Origin of the sequence: Microbacterium sp. LTA6, from assembly GCF_045690355.1 — a bacterium.
Lineage (GTDB): Bacteria > Actinomycetota > Actinomycetes > Actinomycetales > Microbacteriaceae > Microbacterium.
The window spans coordinates 1,940,787-1,957,691 of sequence record NZ_CP147855.1 but is presented as its reverse complement, the minus strand read 5'-3'; the positions used below and the strand labels follow the sequence as shown (position 1 = coordinate 1,957,691).

At 68.5% G+C, this 16,905-nt stretch carries 15 protein-coding genes; 6 read left to right on the top strand and 9 right to left on the bottom strand.

The window, feature by feature from the left end; translation table 11 throughout:
• Positions 1-186: 186 nt before the first annotated feature.
• Complete coding sequence (locus LTA6_RS09130; protein WP_341977671.1) at positions 187-2,715, bottom strand: ATP-dependent Clp protease ATP-binding subunit; 2,529 nt, start codon at positions 2,713-2,715, stop codon at positions 187-189.
• Positions 2,716-2,910: 195 nt separating this feature from the next.
• Here LTA6_RS09130 and LTA6_RS09125 point away from each other — a divergent pair, with 195 nt between their 5' ends.
• Together LTA6_RS09125 and LTA6_RS09120 are read left to right on the top strand one after the other, a co-directional pair.
• A complete protein-coding gene (locus tag LTA6_RS09125) occupies positions 2,911-3,519 on the top strand; it encodes a hypothetical protein (protein WP_341977669.1) in 609 nt (202 codons plus the stop codon).
• The gene (locus LTA6_RS09120) at positions 3,516-3,749 is read left to right on the top strand and encodes a helix-turn-helix transcriptional regulator (protein ID WP_341977667.1); all 234 of its coding nucleotides are present in this window, start codon (positions 3,516-3,518) and stop codon (positions 3,747-3,749) included. The genes LTA6_RS09125 and LTA6_RS09120 overlap by 4 nt, the downstream gene beginning before the upstream one ends.
• A gap of 12 nt (positions 3,750-3,761) precedes the next feature.
• Here LTA6_RS09120 and LTA6_RS09115 read toward each other — a convergent pair whose 3' ends face one another.
• Positions 3,762-4,343, bottom strand: a complete 582-nt coding sequence (locus tag LTA6_RS09115; protein ID WP_341977665.1) for a hypothetical protein — start codon at positions 4,341-4,343, stop codon at positions 3,762-3,764.
• Positions 4,344-4,433: 90 nt separating this feature from the next.
• Positions 4,434-4,772: a YbjQ family protein gene (locus tag LTA6_RS09110; protein ID WP_363548879.1), complete on the bottom strand. Its 339-nt coding sequence runs from the start codon at positions 4,770-4,772 to the stop codon at positions 4,434-4,436.
• A 95-nt stretch (positions 4,773-4,867) separates the two neighbouring features.
• Here LTA6_RS09110 and LTA6_RS09105 point away from each other — a divergent pair, with 95 nt between their 5' ends.
• Both LTA6_RS09105 and LTA6_RS09100 read left to right on the top strand, forming a co-directional pair.
• On the top strand, positions 4,868-5,209 hold the full coding sequence (locus LTA6_RS09105; protein WP_341977661.1) for a hypothetical protein: 342 nt from the start codon (positions 4,868-4,870) through the stop codon (positions 5,207-5,209).
• A gap of 138 nt (positions 5,210-5,347) precedes the next feature.
• Positions 5,348-6,790, top strand: a complete 1,443-nt coding sequence (locus LTA6_RS09100) for a dicarboxylate/amino acid:cation symporter (protein WP_341977659.1) — start codon at positions 5,348-5,350, stop codon at positions 6,788-6,790.
• Positions 6,791-7,106: 316 nt separating this feature from the next.
• Here LTA6_RS09100 and LTA6_RS09095 read toward each other — a convergent pair whose 3' ends face one another.
• Entirely contained in the window at positions 7,107-8,834 is a 1,728-nt protein-coding gene (locus LTA6_RS09095) for a sodium:proton antiporter (RefSeq protein WP_341977657.1), read from the bottom strand.
• 39 nt (positions 8,835-8,873) lie between these two features.
• The gene (locus tag LTA6_RS09090) at positions 8,874-9,497 is read right to left on the bottom strand and encodes a phosphoribosyltransferase family protein (protein ID WP_341977655.1); all 624 of its coding nucleotides are present in this window, start codon (positions 9,495-9,497) and stop codon (positions 8,874-8,876) included.
• 126 nt (positions 9,498-9,623) lie between these two features.
• Here LTA6_RS09090 and LTA6_RS09085 point away from each other — a divergent pair, with 126 nt between their 5' ends.
• A complete protein-coding gene (locus LTA6_RS09085) occupies positions 9,624-10,664 on the top strand; it encodes an LLM class flavin-dependent oxidoreductase (RefSeq protein WP_341977653.1) in 1,041 nt (346 codons plus the stop codon).
• A gap of 16 nt (positions 10,665-10,680) precedes the next feature.
• Here the strand turns inward: LTA6_RS09085 and pheA are convergent, their stop codons facing one another.
• Positions 10,681-11,631, bottom strand: coding sequence for a prephenate dehydratase (gene pheA, locus LTA6_RS09080; RefSeq protein ID WP_341977651.1), 951 nt, complete (start codon positions 11,629-11,631; stop codon positions 10,681-10,683).
• Positions 11,632-11,708: 77 nt separating this feature from the next.
• On the opposite strand from pheA, the gene pgm reads away from it, so the two are divergent.
• A complete protein-coding gene (pgm, locus tag LTA6_RS09075) occupies positions 11,709-13,352 on the top strand; it encodes a phosphoglucomutase (alpha-D-glucose-1,6-bisphosphate-dependent) (RefSeq protein WP_341977649.1) in 1,644 nt (547 codons plus the stop codon).
• A gap of 104 nt (positions 13,353-13,456) precedes the next feature.
• Here pgm and LTA6_RS09070 read toward each other — a convergent pair whose 3' ends face one another.
• The 3 genes from LTA6_RS09070 to LTA6_RS09060 form a co-directional block, all read right to left on the bottom strand.
• Positions 13,457-14,560: a glycerate kinase gene (locus LTA6_RS09070; RefSeq protein ID WP_341977647.1), complete on the bottom strand. Its 1,104-nt coding sequence runs from the start codon at positions 14,558-14,560 to the stop codon at positions 13,457-13,459.
• The gene (locus LTA6_RS09065) at positions 14,557-15,654 is read right to left on the bottom strand and encodes a LacI family DNA-binding transcriptional regulator (protein ID WP_341977645.1); all 1,098 of its coding nucleotides are present in this window, start codon (positions 15,652-15,654) and stop codon (positions 14,557-14,559) included. Before LTA6_RS09065 ends, LTA6_RS09070 begins: the two co-directional genes overlap by 4 nt.
• Positions 15,655-15,758: 104 nt before the next feature.
• The gene (locus tag LTA6_RS09060) at positions 15,759-16,787 is read right to left on the bottom strand and encodes a hydroxyacid dehydrogenase (RefSeq protein ID WP_341978323.1); all 1,029 of its coding nucleotides are present in this window, start codon (positions 16,785-16,787) and stop codon (positions 15,759-15,761) included.
• Positions 16,788-16,905: the final 118 nt, after the last annotated feature.

The window sequence follows — 16,905 nt, the reverse complement described above, 5'->3', positions numbered from 1 at the left end:
TGGCGATGCTAGCCGCTGCCCGGAGGCGCTGCCTTCGACCACCGGACGAATCCTTCGCCCGCCGCCGCGACACCGTGTCGGCAGTGCCGGCGGATTCCGCAACCGCGCTCATTCCGAACGGCGAACGGACGCGGGAACGACGAAGGGGCGGATGCTGTTCGCATCCGCCCCTTCGTTCGTGAGGTGTTACTCCCCGCTGGCGACCGCCAGGTCGGGAGTGCCCGCGATCGCGCCGCCGGTGTTCACGCCGACCGCGACCCGCTCGCCGCGCGGACCGTGCTCGAAGAGGAACTCACCGTCCTTCGCATCCACCTTGACGTGGTCGCCCGCGTTGAGCTCGCCGTGCAGGATCTTCTCCGACAGGCGGTCTTCGACCTCGTGCTGCATCGCGCGACGCAGCGGACGGGCACCGAGGGCCGGGTCGAACCCGATCTCGATGAGACGTTCCTTCGCGGACTGCGACAGCTCGATGGTCATATCGCGATCGAGCAGACGCTCGCCGAGGCGCTTGGTGAACAGATCGACGATCTGCACCAGCTCGGGCTTCGACAGCTGCGGGAACACGATGATGTCATCGACACGGTTCAGGAACTCGGGCTTGAAGTTGCGCTTGAGCTCCTCGTTGACCTTGCCCTTCATCCGCTCGTAGGTCGTCGAGCTGCTGCCCTCGAGCTGGAAGCCGACAGGTCCACCGGCGATGTCACGCGCACCGAGGTTGGTGGTCATGATGATCACGGTGTTCTTGAAGTCGATCACTCGACCCTGACCGTCGGTGAGGCGACCCTCTTCGAGGATCTGCAGCAGCGAGTTGAAGATGTCCGGGTGCGCCTTCTCGATCTCGTCGAAGAGCACGACACTGAACGGCTTGCGGCGCACCTTCTCGGTGAGCTGGCCGCCCTCTTCGAATCCGACGAATCCGGGAGGGGCACCGAACAGACGCGAGACGGTGTGCTTCTCGCCGAACTCGCTCATGTCGAGCGAGATGAGAGCTGCCTCGTCGTCGAAGAGGAACTCGGCGAGCGCCTTGGCCAGCTCGGTCTTTCCGACGCCGGTGGGACCGGCGAAGATGAACGAACCGGACGGACGCTTCGGGTCCTTGAGGCCGGCGCGCTGACGACGGATGGTCTTGGAGAGAGCGGCGATCGCCTCTTCCTGGCCGATGACCCGCTGGTGCAGGGCCTTCTCCATGAAGACGAGTCGGCTGGACTCCTCTTCCGTCAGCTTGAACACGGGGATGCCGGTGGCCTGTGCGAGCACCTCGGCGATCAGGCCCTCATCGACGACCGCTGCAGTCGCGATGTCGCCGGAACGCCACTGCTTCTCGAGGCGCAGACGCTCGGCGAGGAGGCTCTTCTCCTCGTCGCGGAGGGAGGCGGCCTTCTCGAAGTCCTGCTCCTCGGAGGCGATCTCCTTCTGCTCACGCACGGCGGCGATCTTCTCGTCGAACTCGCGCAGCTCGGGCGGGCTGGACAGGATCGACAGACGCAGGCGGGCGCCGGCCTCGTCGATCAGGTCGATGGCCTTGTCCGGGAGGAAGCGGTCGCTGACGTAGCGGTCGGCGAGGTTGGATGCCGCGACGATGGCGCCGTCGGTGATCTGCACCTTGTGGTGCGCTTCGTAGCGATCGCGCAGGCCCTTGAGGATGTTGATCGTGTGCGCGAGGCTCGGCTCGGCGACCTGGATCGACTGGAAGCGGCGCTCGAGCGCAGCATCCTTCTCGAAGTGCTTGCGGTACTCGTCGAGGGTGGTCGCACCGATCGTCTGCAGTTCACCGCGGGCGAGGAGAGGCTTCAGGATGCTGGCCGCATCGATCGCGCCCTCGGCGGCACCCGCACCCACGAGGGTGTGGATCTCGTCGATGAAGACGATGATGTCGCCGCGGGTGCGGATCTCCTTGGTGACCTTCTTCAGGCGCTCCTCGAAGTCACCGCGGTAGCGGGAACCGGCGATGAGCGAGCCGAGGTCGAGCGAGTAGACCTGCTTGTCCTTCAGCGTCTCGGGCACATCGCCCTTGACGATCGCCTGAGCGAGGCCCTCGACGACGGCGGTCTTGCCGACGCCGGGCTCGCCGATCAGGACGGGGTTGTTCTTGGAGCGGCGGGAGAGGATCTGCATGACCCGCTCGATCTCCTTCTCGCGCCCGATCACCGGGTCGAGCTTGTTGTCGCGCGCGGCCTGGGTGAGGTTGCGGCCGAACTGGTCGAGCACCGCGGATCCGCCCTGGGGGCCCTGCTGCTGGTCGCCGGTGGTGGCTCCGACGCTGGCCGGCTCGCGGCCGGGAGCGCCGGAGAGCAGCTGGATGACCTGCTGGCGCACCTTGTTCAGGTCGGCGCCGAGCTTGACGAGCACCTGAGCGGCGACGCCCTCACCCTCGCGGATGAGGCCGAGGAGGATGTGCTCGGTGCCGATGTAGTTGTGGCCGAGCTGGAGGGCCTCGCGGAGGCTCAGCTCGAGCACCTTCTTGGCGCGCGGGGTGAAGGGGATGTGACCGGTGGGCTGCTGCTGGCCCTGACCGATGATGTCCTGCACCTGCTCGCGCACGGCGTCGAGGGAGATGCCGAGGCTTTCGAGCGCCTTGGCTGCGACACCCTCACCCTCGTGGATGAGGCCGAGCAGGATGTGCTCGGTGCCGATGTAGTTGTGGTTGAGCATCTTCGCCTCTTCTTGGGCGAGGACGACCACTCGACGGGCTCGGTCCGTGAATCTCTCGAACATGCTGTGACTCCTTATTCGCACGGGGCGAAGACGCGTGTAGCGCTTGTACATCGAGAGTAACCAGCGGCGGATGCCGGTATGCCCGTGTTCGCCGTCGGCATAGCGCTCGGCGTTCGTCAGGCGGGGTTGACACCCATATCGATTGTCGTTACGTTAACGGGAATCGATAACAACGATATTCGATAAGGAGTTGAGATGAAGAACCAGCAGCGCGTACTGAGCACCGGCGACACCGTCGCGCTCGCCCTGTTCACCATCCTGGGCATCGGGATCGCCGTGACGTCGGTCTGCATGGCGATCGTTCGCATCGCCGAACTCTCGTCCGGCGGATCCGTCCAGGTGCTCGCCGAGTTCATCGACGTCCCCGCAGAGGCGACGGCCGACGGCGAGACGCTGCCCGTCCTGCTCGACCGTGCGGTCGTCACTGTGACCGACCTCATGCCAACGGGCGTCGTTTTCGGCGTCCTCGGTCAGATCGCCTTCGCGCTCACCATCGTCGGCGTGGTGGTGTGCCTGATCGCACTCAGCCGTAATCTCCTCCGCGGCGTCGTGTTCAGCCGCGTCAACACCGGTCTCGTAATGGGTGGCGGAATCCTCGGCCTGGTCGGATCAGCCGCGTCTCGCTTCTGCGACAACGTGCTGGCCAATGCCGCCATCTCTCAGGTCACAGACGGCGCGTTCGACACCGCCGTCATGTCCGTGCAGCCGTTCCCCTTTCTCCTTGCCGCCTTCGCCCTCGCGATCATCGGCACGGTCTTCGTCGTCGGCGACCGGCTGCGGCGCGAGACCGAGGGACTGGTATGAATCCCGCGCCTCAGGACGAGGAGGACACCGGCATCCACTGCCGACTCGATGAGCTGCTCGCCGAACGGGGGATGACGCTGACCGAGCTGAGCGCTCGAGTCGGGGTGAGCATCGTGAACCTGTCGGTGCTGAAGAACGACAGGGCTCGCGCGATCAGGTATTCGACGCTGCGCGCGATCTGCGATGCGCTCGGATGCGAGGTCGGCGAGCTGCTGGTGCTGGCTCGCTGATCGGCGCCGCGGCTACTGCACGTAAGGGGCGGTGAGCACGGCATCCGCGTACCCAGGCGCGGAGAACCGAATGGTGATGACGCCGTCCCAGAAAGAGGTGCCGCCACTCGGCGTCTCGGCCCCGTACATGATCGGGTTCAGCGTGGAGCCGTCGTAGCTCGATACCACCGGCAGCTGCGTCTCACCGGTGCCCAGCGAAGCCTGGAACACGAAGGTGGGGTGGAGCTGGTCGTCGGCCGCACCCTGCACCGTCGCCCACCCGACGATCCCTGCGTCACCGCCGGCGATATTGCCCTTGTAGAGATAGAGCCCCTGAGCGCCGGAGTTCGACCCCGTGCCCTGCCACGTGACCGTCGCGGACACGATCGTCGCAGCGGCGGGCGCCTGCGGGAAGGACAGCTGCCCGCTGAGCCGGAACTCGGAGCTGAACTCCGGCCCGGTGAAGACGAGCTCCACGCCGGCCGCGTCGATGGCTCCGACAGTGCTCGCGGCGCTGAGCGGAACCGCGAGGGCGGTGGCGATCACCGGGGCCGACCATGCGGCCACGGCGAGAACCGTGCGGCGGGTGGGCTGGGCAGCGTGGTTATCGGTCACCGGGATCCTTCGGTCGGAGCGCATGAGGCACCGCGAGATCCGGTGTGCGATCATCCTATCCACGGGTCGACGGGCCGCCGGCCCGGGAACTCATGCGGGCGTGGCCGCCGCACCCACCGGCTCGACGACGACCGCGGTCCCGTATGCGCAGACTTCGCTGAAGTTGCCGATCGAGCCGGTGTCGAATCGCATCGCGATGATCGCGTTCGCGCCGCGCTGCTGCGCCTCGCCCCACATCCGCGCCATCACTTCCTGACGGCTCTCGTACATCACCTTCGTGTACTCGGGGATCTCGCCGCCGCCGAGAGAGCGGAACGCTCCGGTGAAGCTCTGGCCGAAATCGGTGGACCGCACCGTCAGACCCATCACCTCGCCGAGCACCTGGGTGATCCGATAGCCGGGGATGTCATTCGTCGTCACCATGAACATGAGGCCATCGTGACAGACGGACGCCGCGAATACATGGGCAATTCTCCCCACTCGGCCACCCCTATCAATTCACTGTGAGCCGATACCCTGAACTCATGAACATCGACCGGAAACTGCGCACCCGCCTTCTTCTCGCCCTGCCCATCGCGGCCGTGGCGTTCTCCCTCGCCGCCTGCGCCGGCCCCGCACGCCCCTCGGTCGACAAGGTCGCCGAAGGCATTCACCAGGTCTTCGTCGAGCAGGGCCAGGAAGACGTGGTCACCAAGGACGTCGCCACATGCCTGGCCGAGGTCCTCGTCGACTCGAAGCTCAGCGACGAGACCCTCAACTACATCGCCAACGGCGAGGACAAGCAGAAGGACATCGCTGACCGCGACCTCACCACCAAGCTCATCTCCGAGAACATCCAGGAGTGCGCCGAGAAGTCCGGTAAGTAATCTCCGGCAGCAATCACCGAAGGATGACGGATGCGCACAGCATCCGTCATCCTTCGTCATTTCGACCCTCGGAATGAATGGGTGCTCCTAGCGTTGTCTCCCATGGCGCGCAACCGGCGCGCAACGACTTGGAGTCTCATGAGCACCACCGCCCGCGCCCAGAAAGCGCCAGATACCCGCGGACCCGTCCGGAAGCTGCTGACCTCGTTCGGCTTCCAGATCCTGGCCGCCCTCGTTCTCGGCATCGCCGCCGGCCTGCTGGCCCGCCAGCTCGGCGCCACCGCTGAGGCTCCGAACGGACTCTCCGCCACGCTCGACACGATCGGCGGCTCCTACGTCACGCTGCTCCGCGCCGCCGTGGTCCCGCTGATCTTCACCGCCATCGTCGCCAGCATCTCGAACCTGCGTCGGGTGCAGAACGCCGCCCGCCTCGCCGGGCAGACGCTGCTGTGGTTCGCGATCACCGCGTTCATCGCCGTCACCATCGGCATCGTGCTCGGTCTGGTCATCCAGCCCGGATCCCGTGCGGGTGCAGGCCTCGAGCCCGGCGACCCGTACACGGTCGGCACCTGGTGGAACTTCCTGCTCGGGCTCATCCCGCAGAACTTCCTCGGCCTCAGCGTGAACAGCTCCTTCAACCCCGAGGCGGGCGCCGTCACGTCCAGCGTCGGCTTCAACATCCTGCAGGTCATCGTCGTCGCGACCGTGGTCGGCATCGCCGCACTCAAGGCCGGCAAGAAGGCCGAGCCGTTCCTCGTCTTCACCGAGTCGCTGCTGAAGGTCATCCAGCGCGTGCTGTGGTGGATCATCCGCATCGCCCCGCTCGGCACCTTCGGCCTCATCGGCGCGGCCGTTGTCGAGTACGGCTGGGACAAGCTCACCTCGCTCGCCTGGTTCGCCGCCGCGATCTACATCGGCCTCGCGCTGGTGCTCTTCGTGGTCTACCCGGCCATCGTGAAGGCGCACGGCCTCTCGATCAAGCAGTACTTCTCGGGTGTCTGGCCCGCCGTGCAGCTGGCGTTCGTCAGCCGCTCCTCGATCGGCACGCTGCCCCTCACCGAGCGCGTCACCGAACGCAACCTCGGCGTGCCCCGCTCTTACGCATCGTTCGCCGTGCCGTTCGGCGCGACGACGAAGATGGACGGATGCGCCGCGATCTACCCGGCCATCGCCGCGATCTTCGTCGCGCAGTTCTTCGGCATCGAGCTGAACATCGTGCAGTACCTGCTGATCGTCCTCGTCTCGGTCGTCGGCTCGGCGGCAACAGCCGGCACCACCGGCGCGACCGTGATGCTGACGCTCACGCTGTCGACACTCGGCCTGCCGCTCGAGGGCGTCGGTCTGCTGCTCGCGATCGACCCGATCCTCGACATGGGCCGCACCGCGGTCAACGTCGCCGGCCAGGCGCTCGTCCCGACCATCGTCGCCAAGCGCGAGGGCATCCTCGACGAGGAACTCTACAACGCTCCGCGCGAGGGCCTTCCGTTCGCGGACGACTCCGGCGACTCGGACGACTCCGACGGCGTGCCGGAGACGGATGCCGTCAGTGACAAGGATCCGGAGCCGGTCGGGGCCCGCTGACCCGCCGCGTCACCCCTCGAGAGCGCCTCGTCCCCTGCGGGACGGGGCGCTTTCGGCATCCGGGTGACGGAGGCTCCGACGGCCTGCCGTTCACAATTCAGGAAGAACGCGGCCCGCCGGCATCCGACTCCCTGGAATCACGCGGGCGCCGCCAACCGGGCGCCGCATATCTCCTGAGTTATGAACGGAGGTTCCGCCGATACCGGCTCCACAACTCCGGAGATTCAACTCCGGCCGGCATCCGATCTCCCGAGATCACGCGGGCACCGTACGTCCGGCCCCGCGAATCTCCGGAGTTATGGAGGCGGATGCGCCCCTACGCCCGCCCGGGCAACCGCAGCGCACCCCGAGTGTCGAGCGCGAGCTCCTCGGCATCCATCGCCGCGATCAGCTCGCGCATCACCTCCTCGTTCAGCTTCCCGGCGTCGCGCTCCTGCCGCAGCACCTCGCGCCGCACCTGCAGCCACCCTCGCGACAGCTCCTCGAGCTCGGCGTAGGTCGGATGCGCAGGACCCGAACCGTCTGTGCTCGCCTGTGCGCGATCAGCATCCGTCTCCATCTTCAGCAGGCGCGTCTCGAAGGCGTCGAACTTTGCCGTGCTGCCTTTGCCGTGCTCCGCGATCCACTCGGAACGGCGCTGTTCGAGATACTCCTTACCCGCCTCCTTGCTGCGCGCACGGACTGCGGCGAGCTGGCGTCGGTCCTCCTCGTGCTCCGAATCGGCCACCACCCCGAGAACACGGATGAGCCACGGCAGCGTCAAGCCCTGCAACAGCAGAGTGCCGAGGGTGACGACATACGCGACGACGACGATCGCATGACCTGCGCCTCTGTCCAGGTCAGCCAGATCCGCGGCGGCGAGAGCCGTCGCGAGAGTGACGACCCCGCGCATCCCGGCCCACGAGATGACGGCGTTGTCCTTCCAGGTCAGGGCGGGCGCGATCATCCGCCCGCGCAGCTGCTCCACGGACATCTGCGGCTTTCGCGGATGCTTCCCGCGCGCCAACCGCGCCTGGACTCGCCCCGACTGCACCCGTCGGTCGAAGCGACGCAGCCGCACCTGCTGTTGGAAGCGACCCCACGCATTCGCGGGATACACGAACGCGGGGCGCACCAGCAGGACGGCGAGCAGCACGGCCCCGGACAGCAGCATCACATGAACGACGGATTCGTCACCGAGGTCGCTGATCACTCGAGGGAACTGCAAGCCGATGTAGGCGAATACGAAGCTCTCCAGCAGGAAGTCGGCGGAGAGCCACAGCGGCGCCTCTTGCTGCCTCGTCGTGTAGCTGGTGCTCGGCGAGTTGAAGCCGACGAACAGGCCCATCGCGACGACTGCGAGCACACCTGATCCCCCGACGTGCTCGGCGATCGCATAGGCGCCGAACGGCACGAGCAGGCCGAAGGTGCCGATGACGACGGGATCCGCGATCCGCAGGCGCAGCTGGTGGATGACGATGCCGAAGACCAGGCCGATACCCACGCCGAACACGACGGCGAGCGCGAATTGGCCGATGCCTCCCCAGACGCTGACCGTGGCGCCGAGCACGATCGACGCGAACACCCGGTACAGCGTCAGCGAGGTCGCGTCGTTGATGAGGCTCTCTCCCGACAACACGGTCATCACGCGTCGGGGCAGCCCGAGCTTGCGGCCGATCGCGGCGGCGGAGACGGCATCGGGCGGCGCGACGATCGCTCCGAGGAGCAGCGCGCCGGGCAGGGTCAGCGAGGGGAGGATCCACCAGGCGATGAGCCCGACCACCAGCGTCGTCACCAGCACCAGCCCGATGCCCAGACGACGGATCTGGGGCAGACTGCGCGCGAAGCTGATGAAGGAGACGTCGAGAGCGGCCGAGTACAGCAGCGGCGGCAGCACGAGGGTCAGCAGCAGATGACCGTCGATCTCGAGGTTCGGCACGAACGGCACGAACGACACGGCGAGCGCGACGACCGTGACCAGCAGCGGCGCCGGCCACCCGCGCCAGCGCGCGATGGCGGCGACGATGAGTGCGCCTGTGAGAACGAAGAAGATCCCGGCATCCATGGTCGAAGCGTAGCGGGATGGCCCTTTGCGCCCGATGCGTCACTCCGCGCGGAGCAGCCGGACGACCTCGGTGTCCTCGACCTGGCGGAAGTCCACGTAGTGCATGCCCACCGCCATGAATCCGGCGGGGGCGTACAGGCACACGATCTCGTCCGCCGCATCCGCGAGTTCGGCGAGCGAGTCGGGAGCAGCGACCGGCACCGCGAGCACGATGACGGCGGCGCCCCTCGCCCGCGCGATCGCGCAGGCCGCCCTGGCGGTCGCCCCGGTCGCGACACCGTCGTCGACGATGATCGCGGTGCGTCCGCGCAGATCGACGGCCGGCCGCCTGTCGCGGAACCGGGCGACGCGCTGCCCGATCTCCATCGTCTCCCTGGTCTCGATCTGCTCGAGATCGCGAGGCGCGACGCCGGCGGCCACCCGTTGATCGAGCACTCTCGCCCCGTCCTCGCCCACAGCCCCCATCGCGAACTCCTCATGACCGGGGAAGCCGAGCTTGCGGACGACGAGAACATCCAGCGGCGCATCGAGCACCCGTGCGATCTCCACCGCGACCGGGACACCACCGCGCGGCAATCCCAGCACGACAGGGTCGGTGAGCGGATGCTCCGCCAACCGCTCAGCGAGCATCCGCCCCGCCTGCGTTCGATCTGCGAACCACACCGTCGCCGCCTCCGTCCTCCCCTCCGGATTACCCCTGCGAGGCGGGCGGGTCAAGCCCTTGGCGCGCGCGCATCCGCCTGCCGCCGCGAGGGAATGCCCCGCCGCCCCGCGAGGTTAGGGAGGAGGATGACTGCCACCGCCCTCTCCGTCCTAGACCTCGTTCCGGTACGCACCGGACAGACCAGTGCAGAGGCGGTGGCCGCATCACTGGCCCTCGCCGAACACGCGGATCAGCTCGGCTACCGCCGGTACTGGTTCGCCGAGCACCACAACATGCCGGCGGTCGCGTCGACGTCTCCGCCGGTGCTGATCGCCGCGGCATCCGGTCGCACCCGCCGCATCCGACTCGGCTCGGGCGGCGTCATGCTCCCCAACCATGCCCCGCTCATCGTCGCCGAGCAGTTCGCCGCCCTCGAGGCGATCGCCCCGGGGCGGATCGACCTCGGCATCGGCCGCGCGCCGGGCAGCGACCCCGTGATCACCCAGTTGCTGCGCACGGCCGGCACCACCAGCGACGTCGAACAGTTCCCGCGCCACGTGCAGGACATCTCGCTGCTGCTCTCCGACGATGGCGCCACCGTGCGTTTCACCTCCGGCGGCGAATACACGGTGCACGCGACACCCGCAGCCACCGGCGTGCCAGAGGTGTGGCTGCTCGGATCCAGCGACTACTCGGCACAGCTCGCCGCCGCGCAGGGACTGCCGTACGTGTTCGCGAACCACTTCTCCGGAGAGGGGCTCGAACGTGCGCTCGACCTGTACCGCTCCGGGTTCCGGCCTTCCGAGGCGCTCGCGGAGCCTCGCACGTTCCTCACTGTCAACGCCGTCGCCGCTCCCACCTCGGAGGAGGCGGAGGCCCGCGCCCTCCCGCAGTTGCGGATGATGGCCCGGCTGCGTCTGAACAAGCCGCTCACGGCGCTCGACACGGTCGAGCAGGCGCTGGCGGCGGAGACGGATGCCGCGACCGACCAGGTCGTGCAGGCCGCGCGGTCTCGCTGGTTCGTCGGCACCGGAGAGACGGTCGCCGCCGAGGTCCGTTCCTTCGCCGAGCGATTCGGCGTCGACGAGGTCATGCTTTCGCCCGTGGCCGGAGCCTTCGATGCGGAACCTCTCGCCGAGCCGTTCGGCCGCGCCCAGACGCTGGAGCTCATCGCCGCCGCGATCTGAGGCGCGTGGCGGGCGCCTACTCCTCGGGCTCGCCGCTCAGGATGCCGCGCAGCCAATCCCGCGCCTCGACGAACACGTCGTCGGCGTAGCGCTCCGGGTATTGAACGATCTGCCGGTCGGCACGCGGGTACGAGCCGAGGAACACCACACGGGGGCTGAACCGGCGGATGCCGAGCACGGCGTCCGCCATGCGCTCGTGTTCGATGTGGCCGTCGGCGTCGATGACGAAGCGGTAGCGTCCGAGCTCGTCGCCGATCGGCCGCGACTCGATGAGCGAGAGGTTGATGCCCCGCGTCGAGAACTGCTCGAGCATCTCAAGCAGCGAACCGGGATGGTCGTGCGGCAGCTCGACGATCATGGATGTCTTGTCGGCCCCGGTCGGCGCGGGCGGCCGCGCGGTGCGGGTGACGAGCACGAAACGGGTGACGGCCTGGGCATTGTCGCCGATCTCGGTCGCCAGCACGTCGACGTCGTAGTGCCGCACGATCCCCGGAGGGGCGATGGCGGCCTGCACCGGCAGGGTGCCGTCGAGCATGCCGATGGCGGAGGCGACGTTGCTCGCAGCGGGGACGTGCGAGTGCGCGGGAAGATGCTCGCCGAGCCATCCGTGGCACTGCGCGTAGGCGACGGGATGCGCCGCGATGACCTGCACGTCGTCGAGCGTCGTTCCTCGGGGCGCCACGAGGACGAAGTTCACCTTCACCAGATACTCGCCGATGATGCGGAGCCCCGGGAGCGTCGCGAGTGCATCCTGCGTGGTCGACACCCCGCCCTCGACGGAGTTCTCGATCGCGATCATCGCCGCATGACTGCGACCTTCCAGCACATCGGCGAACGCCTCACCGGCGTTGTGCACGGCGCGCCAGTCCTGGCCGCGGGCTTCGGCGACCTGCTCGAGCGCCGCCTCGGTGAATGTTCCGGCAGGGCCGAGGTAGCTGTAGGTACGGCGTTCAGTCACGCGTTTCACCTTAGCCCTCGGCGCCCTGTGCGTAATCCGCCCGGATCGCGGATGCGGTCCCGCCGCACAGAGGGCAGACTGAGTGCATGACGAGCCGTGCCGGCCTCCCCGCGGAGGAAACTGACCTCATCGATGTCGACGAACTGATCGCCGCCTATTACGACCGCATCCCGAAGCCCGACGTCGCCGCTGAGCGCGTGGCATTCGGCACCAGCGGTCATCGCGGGTCTTCGCTGTCGGGCAGCTTCAACGAGAACCACATCCTCGCGACGACGCAGGCCATCGTCGACTACCGCGACAGTCAGGGCATCCGTGGTCCGCTGTTCCTCGGCCGCGACACCCACGCGCTGTCTCTCCCGGCGGAGCGCAGTGCGATCGAGGTGCTGGTCGCGAACGGCATCGACGTCCGCGTCGATTCCCGCGACTCGTATGTGCCGACCCCGGCGCTCAGTCACGCGATCCTCACCTTCAACCGCGATCTGGCGGCGGATGCTGCGGGCCGAGCCGATGGCATCGTCGTCACGCCGAGCCACAACCCGCCCCGCGACGGCGGCTTCAAGTACAACCCCCCGCACGGCGGCCCCGCCGATACCGATGCCACCAGCTGGATCGCCGACCGCGCGAACGAGCTGATCGCCACCGGCCTCGAGGGTGTCAAGCGGGAGCGCTTCGCCGACGTCGACTGGGACGCGCTCCCCGCCTATGACTTCCGCGACGCCTACGTGCGCGATCTCGCCTCGATCATCGACGTCGACGCGATCCGCAAGGCGGGCGTCCGCATCGGGGCTGATCCGCTGGGCGGAGCATCCGTCGAATACTGGGCGCTCATCGCCGAGGTCTACGAACTCGACCTCACCGTGGTGAACCCCGAAGTCGACCCGACGTGGCGTTTCATGACGCTGGACTGGGACGAGAAGATCCGGATGGATCCGTCGTCGCCCTCGGCGATGGCCTCGCTCGTCGCCAAGAAGGGCGACTACGACGTGCTGACCGGCAACGACGCCGACGCCGATCGGCACGGCATCGTCACCCCGGATGCCGGGCTGATGAACCCGAACCACTACCTCGCGGTCGCCATCGACTACCTGTTCTCGCACCGTGCGGAGTGGCCGCGGGATGCCGCGATCGGCAAGACCCTGGTCTCGTCGATGATCATCGACCGCGTCGCCGAGTCGCTCGGCCGGCGTCTGCTCGAGGTTCCGGTCGGATTCAAGTGGTTCGTGCCCGGGCTGCTCGACGGCTCTGTCGCCTTCGGCGGCGAGGAGTCGGCCGGAGCATCGTTCCTGCGCAAAGACGGCTCGGTCTGGTCGACCGACAAGGACGGCATCCTGCTCTGCCTTCTGGCCGCTGAGATCATCGCGGTCACCGGGAAGACTCCGTCGGAGCGCTATGCCGAGCTGGAGCAGGCGTTCGGAGCATCCGCCTACCAGCGAGTTGACGCGGCCGCGACCCCGGAGCAGAAGGCGACCCTCGGCAAGCTCGCACCGGAGAGCATCTCCGCGACGACCCTCGCCGGCGAGCCGATCACGGCGAAGCTCTCGCACGCCCCCGGCAACGGCGCGGCGATCGGCGGCCTGAAGGTGCAGACGGAACACGCATGGTTCGCCGCCCGTCCGTCCGGCACCGAAGACGTCTACAAGCTCTATGCCGAGAGCCTGCTCGGCCCGGAGCACCTCGCCGAGGTGCAGGAAGAGGCCCGCGCCGTCGTGTCGGCCGCTCTGGGCGGCTGACACCGTCCCCCGACGCCGCCTGACCGCAGTTCAGGGAGAGGTTTCACCGGTTCCCACGGCCTGGAACCGGTCGAAACCATCCCCGAACGCGTGTGACGCTCAGCTCAGGATGCTGCGGCCCGGGCGAGTGCAGCGCCGGCCTCGCGCAGCCAGCGTGCGGGCTCCGCGAGGGCGGCCGCCGGCGACCCGGCGAGGTCGGTGAGCGAAACGGATGCCGCGAACAGCGTCGTATCGGCATCCGCGGTGATCCGACCGGCGGCGAGCATCGCGCGCACTCCGGCATCCTCGGCAAGGCCCGCGACGAACGAGGGAACCTTGCCGTCTCCGGACTGTCCGTCGAAGGACCCTTCGCCGGTGATCACGATGTCCGCGCCGGCCAGAGCCTCCGCGACGCCGATCAACTGTGCGACCTCGGCAGAGCCCGGCGCGAGAGTCGCGCCCCAGGCCACGAGCGCCGCTCCGGTACCGCCGGCCGCTCCCGAACCGGGGAACGACGCGTCGATGTCGAGCAGCCTGGCGAGCTGCTCCAGACCGGCGTCGACGACGGCGATGTCGCCTTCGACGAGTCCCTTCTGCGGTCCGAACACCGCTGCCGCGCCGCGTGGGCCGGTCAGCGGATTGGTGACGTCGGTGAGCACCCGCACCTCCGGCGCCGGCCGGAGCCCGCTGAGGTCGACGTCGGCGATGTCTGCGAGTCCTCGCGCTCCCGACACGACCGGCGCGCCGGCGGCATCGAGGAATCGGGCGCCGAGCGCGGTGAGCAGACCGGTGCCGCCATCCGTCGACGCACTCGACCCGATGCCGACCACGAGGCGCGAGACGCCGTGGTCGAGGGCCGCGACGACGGCCTGCCCGAAGCCGGTCGTATCGGCATCCCACGGTCGCAGCTCGTCCAGCAGTTCGATGCCCGAGGTGGAGGCCAGGTCGATGACGGCGGTTCCGTCGGGGGCATCTGCAGAGGCGGGCAGCAGCAGCCACGCGGTCTCGACCGGTGTGCCAGCGGGGCCGTCCACGACGAGAGGCATGCGCTGCGCGCCTGCGACGGCCGCTGCGAACGCGGCGACCGTGCCTTCGCCGCCGTCGGCCATCGGGCGGAAGACGAACGATGCGGCGGCATCGACGGACGCCCAGCCCTCAGCAAGCGCAGACGCCGCATCCGCCGCGGTGATCGTGCCCTTGAAGCTGTCCGGTGCCAGTACGACCTTCATCCGAGCTCCTTCTCCGCAGCGCCGCCGGTCGCGAGCGCGGGCGTGCTCGCGCGCACGATGACGTCGAGCGGGAGCGGCCCCTGCTTCCAGTCGGGATCGATCGTCGCGCGGAACGCCTGGTAGCCGACGTCGCTCAGCGGGACGTGCACCGTCGTGAGCGGCGGAGTGACGTCAAGACTCGACGGCACGTCGTCGAAACCGCAGACCGCGATGTCCGCGCCGATCTCGCGTCCGGCGTCGCGGATGGCGGTCATCGCCCCGATCGCGACGACGTCGCTGATCGCGAAGACGAGCGTGCCGCGGTCGATGCCGTCTGCCAGCGCCTTCGCCATGGTGTCCGTTCCCGATTCCCGCCGGAAGTCGCCCCGGTAGACCTTCTGCACCGCGCCGCCGCCTGCACCGAAGCCGCGACGGAATCCGTCGAGTCGCGCATCGGAGGTGTCCACCCCCGCCGCGGCGGCCAGGGCCACCGCCGAACGGTATCCGAGATCGGCCATCCGGCGTCCGAGCGCCTCGGCACCGGCGGCGTTGTCGATCTGGACGCTGCGCTCCCCCGCCTCACCTGCGCCGAGAGCGACGACCTGACCACCGAACCGGGCGAACTCCGCCAGCTCCTGTCTGGTCTCCTGCTCCATGGGCTCGTGCGTGCGCGACGCCGCCAGGATGAGCCCCTGCGGTCGCTGACCACGCAACGCCCGCACGATCCGCTTCTCCCTGGCGGGGTCGCGTTCCGTGATCGCGATGGTCACGACGAGGCCGTGCTCGTCGGCACCGCGCGCGACACCCGAGGCGATCAGGCCGAAGTAGGGGTCGGCGATGTCCGCGACGAGCAGCGCGATGACCGGCGAGGTCCCGCGGGCGGTGGCCTGCGCCGACACGTTCGCTGTGTATCCGAGTTCTTCGGCTGCCTGCTCGACCCGTTCCCGGAACGACTCGGCGACTTTCCGCTCCGAGCCGTTCAGGACGCGGGATGCCGTGGCCAGCGACACTCCGGCGACGCGCGCGACGTCTTCCAGCGTGGGAGCGCTGTGTCGGCCCGGCCGTGTCGCGCGAACGCGGAAGGGGCTTTCCGGAGTCGGCTCGGACGTATCCATGAACCGAGCATAGCGGCGTCGCCCACCCGGACCCGGCGCGTCCCTCCATCGTGGCAATCGGTTGCCGGACCAATCGCCGAACCCCGCGCCCTTCCGCCTCCGAATCAGGCCATGCGCTCGAGGGTGCTCCGCGCGATCGCGTGCTGCAGCGGCCGGCCTCCGACCAGGCGTTCGAGCTCCTCGGCGACGAGCTGCCCCATCGCTCCACGATCAGTGCCCATGGAGCCGGCCACGTGCGGCGTCAGCTCGACGTTCTCCAGGTCCCAGAGCGCCGAATCCGGCGCCGGCGGCTCCTGCGCGGTGACGTCCAGCAGCGCGGTCAGGTCGGGCCGACGGCGGAACACGTCGACCAGGTCAGCCTCGGCGATCAGGCCACCCCGCGCGGTGTTGATGAGCGTGGCACCCTCCGGCATCCGCTCCAGGAGGCGGGCGTCGATCATCCCCTCCGTCGCCGGGAGGAGAGGCGCGTGCAGGCTCACGACGTCGGCCCGGTCGAACAGCTCGTCCAGCGACACGAGGGAGACGCCCAGCTCGGCAGCAGCCGCCGCATCCGCGAACGGGTCAGCGGCGAGCAGGATGAGACCCGAGCCGCGCAGCCGCTCCGCCACTCGCCGTCCGATCTCCCCCAGAGCGACCAGGCCGACGACGCTCCCCCTGGTACCGGAGGCGGCCTGGGCTGCAGCGAGAGTGCGCTCGGAACGATACCGGCGGCGGGATGCCGGCACTCCGCGAGCCGCGAGGACGATCTGCGCAGCGGTCATCTCGGCGACCGGCTCGGCGTTGGCGGAGGCCGCGGAGACGATCGAGAGTCCGCGCGCCCAGAAGTCATCCGTGATCAGGTGCTTCACGGATCCCGCACCGTGCAGCACTGCCCGCAACCGCGGTGCTCGAGCGAGCAGTTCGGCATCGATGACGGGCGCACCCCAGCCGGTGAGGAGCACGTCGGTGTCGCGCAGGGCCTCCGGATCGGCCGCGAGCTCCTGCGCCGTGAGGAACGGGCGCTCCAGGTCCGCGATACGGTCGATATCGGCCAGCACGTCGGCGGGATAGACATCCCCCCGACGCCGCTCCTCCATCACCAGACGCACCCGAAACTTGTCATCCCTGTCGACCACTTCGTCTCCCGACTTCATCACGATTGAAAGCGAAACATCCGATCAATGATTGACAGTGTTCGCATCCCTAGGTTAGATTCGCCATCGACGTCTTGCAAAGTGGCAAGCGTTTGCCAAAACCCTGGAGAAACCATGC

What these genes read in the sequence shown, in the direction of transcription:
- LTA6_RS09125 (WP_341977669.1), top strand. Translation starts at nt 2,911, where the DNA reads ATGAAGAACCAGCAGCGCGTACTGAGCACCGGCGACACCGTCGCGCTC.
- LTA6_RS09130 (WP_341977671.1), bottom strand. Translation starts at nt 2,715, where the DNA reads ATGTTCGAGAGATTCACGGACCGAGCCCGTCGAGTGGTCGTCCTCGCC.
- LTA6_RS09085 (WP_341977653.1), top strand. Translation starts at nt 9,624, where the DNA reads ATGACTGCCACCGCCCTCTCCGTCCTAGACCTCGTTCCGGTACGCACC.
- LTA6_RS09100 (WP_341977659.1), top strand. Translation starts at nt 5,348, where the DNA reads ATGAGCACCACCGCCCGCGCCCAGAAAGCGCCAGATACCCGCGGACCC.
- LTA6_RS09120 (WP_341977667.1), top strand. Translation starts at nt 3,516, where the DNA reads ATGAATCCCGCGCCTCAGGACGAGGAGGACACCGGCATCCACTGCCGA.
- LTA6_RS09105 (WP_341977661.1), top strand. Translation starts at nt 4,868, where the DNA reads ATGAACATCGACCGGAAACTGCGCACCCGCCTTCTTCTCGCCCTGCCC.
- LTA6_RS09095 (WP_341977657.1), bottom strand. Translation starts at nt 8,834, where the DNA reads ATGGATGCCGGGATCTTCTTCGTTCTCACAGGCGCACTCATCGTCGCC.
- LTA6_RS09110 (WP_363548879.1), bottom strand. Translation starts at nt 4,772, where the DNA reads ATGTTCATGGTGACGACGAATGACATCCCCGGCTATCGGATCACCCAG.
- LTA6_RS09060 (WP_341978323.1), bottom strand. Translation starts at nt 16,787, where the DNA reads ATGAAGTCGGGAGACGAAGTGGTCGACAGGGATGACAAGTTTCGGGTG.
- pgm (WP_341977649.1), top strand. Translation starts at nt 11,709, where the DNA reads ATGACGAGCCGTGCCGGCCTCCCCGCGGAGGAAACTGACCTCATCGAT.
- LTA6_RS09065 (WP_341977645.1), bottom strand. Translation starts at nt 15,654, where the DNA reads ATGGATACGTCCGAGCCGACTCCGGAAAGCCCCTTCCGCGTTCGCGCG.
- LTA6_RS09070 (WP_341977647.1), bottom strand. Translation starts at nt 14,560, where the DNA reads ATGAAGGTCGTACTGGCACCGGACAGCTTCAAGGGCACGATCACCGCG.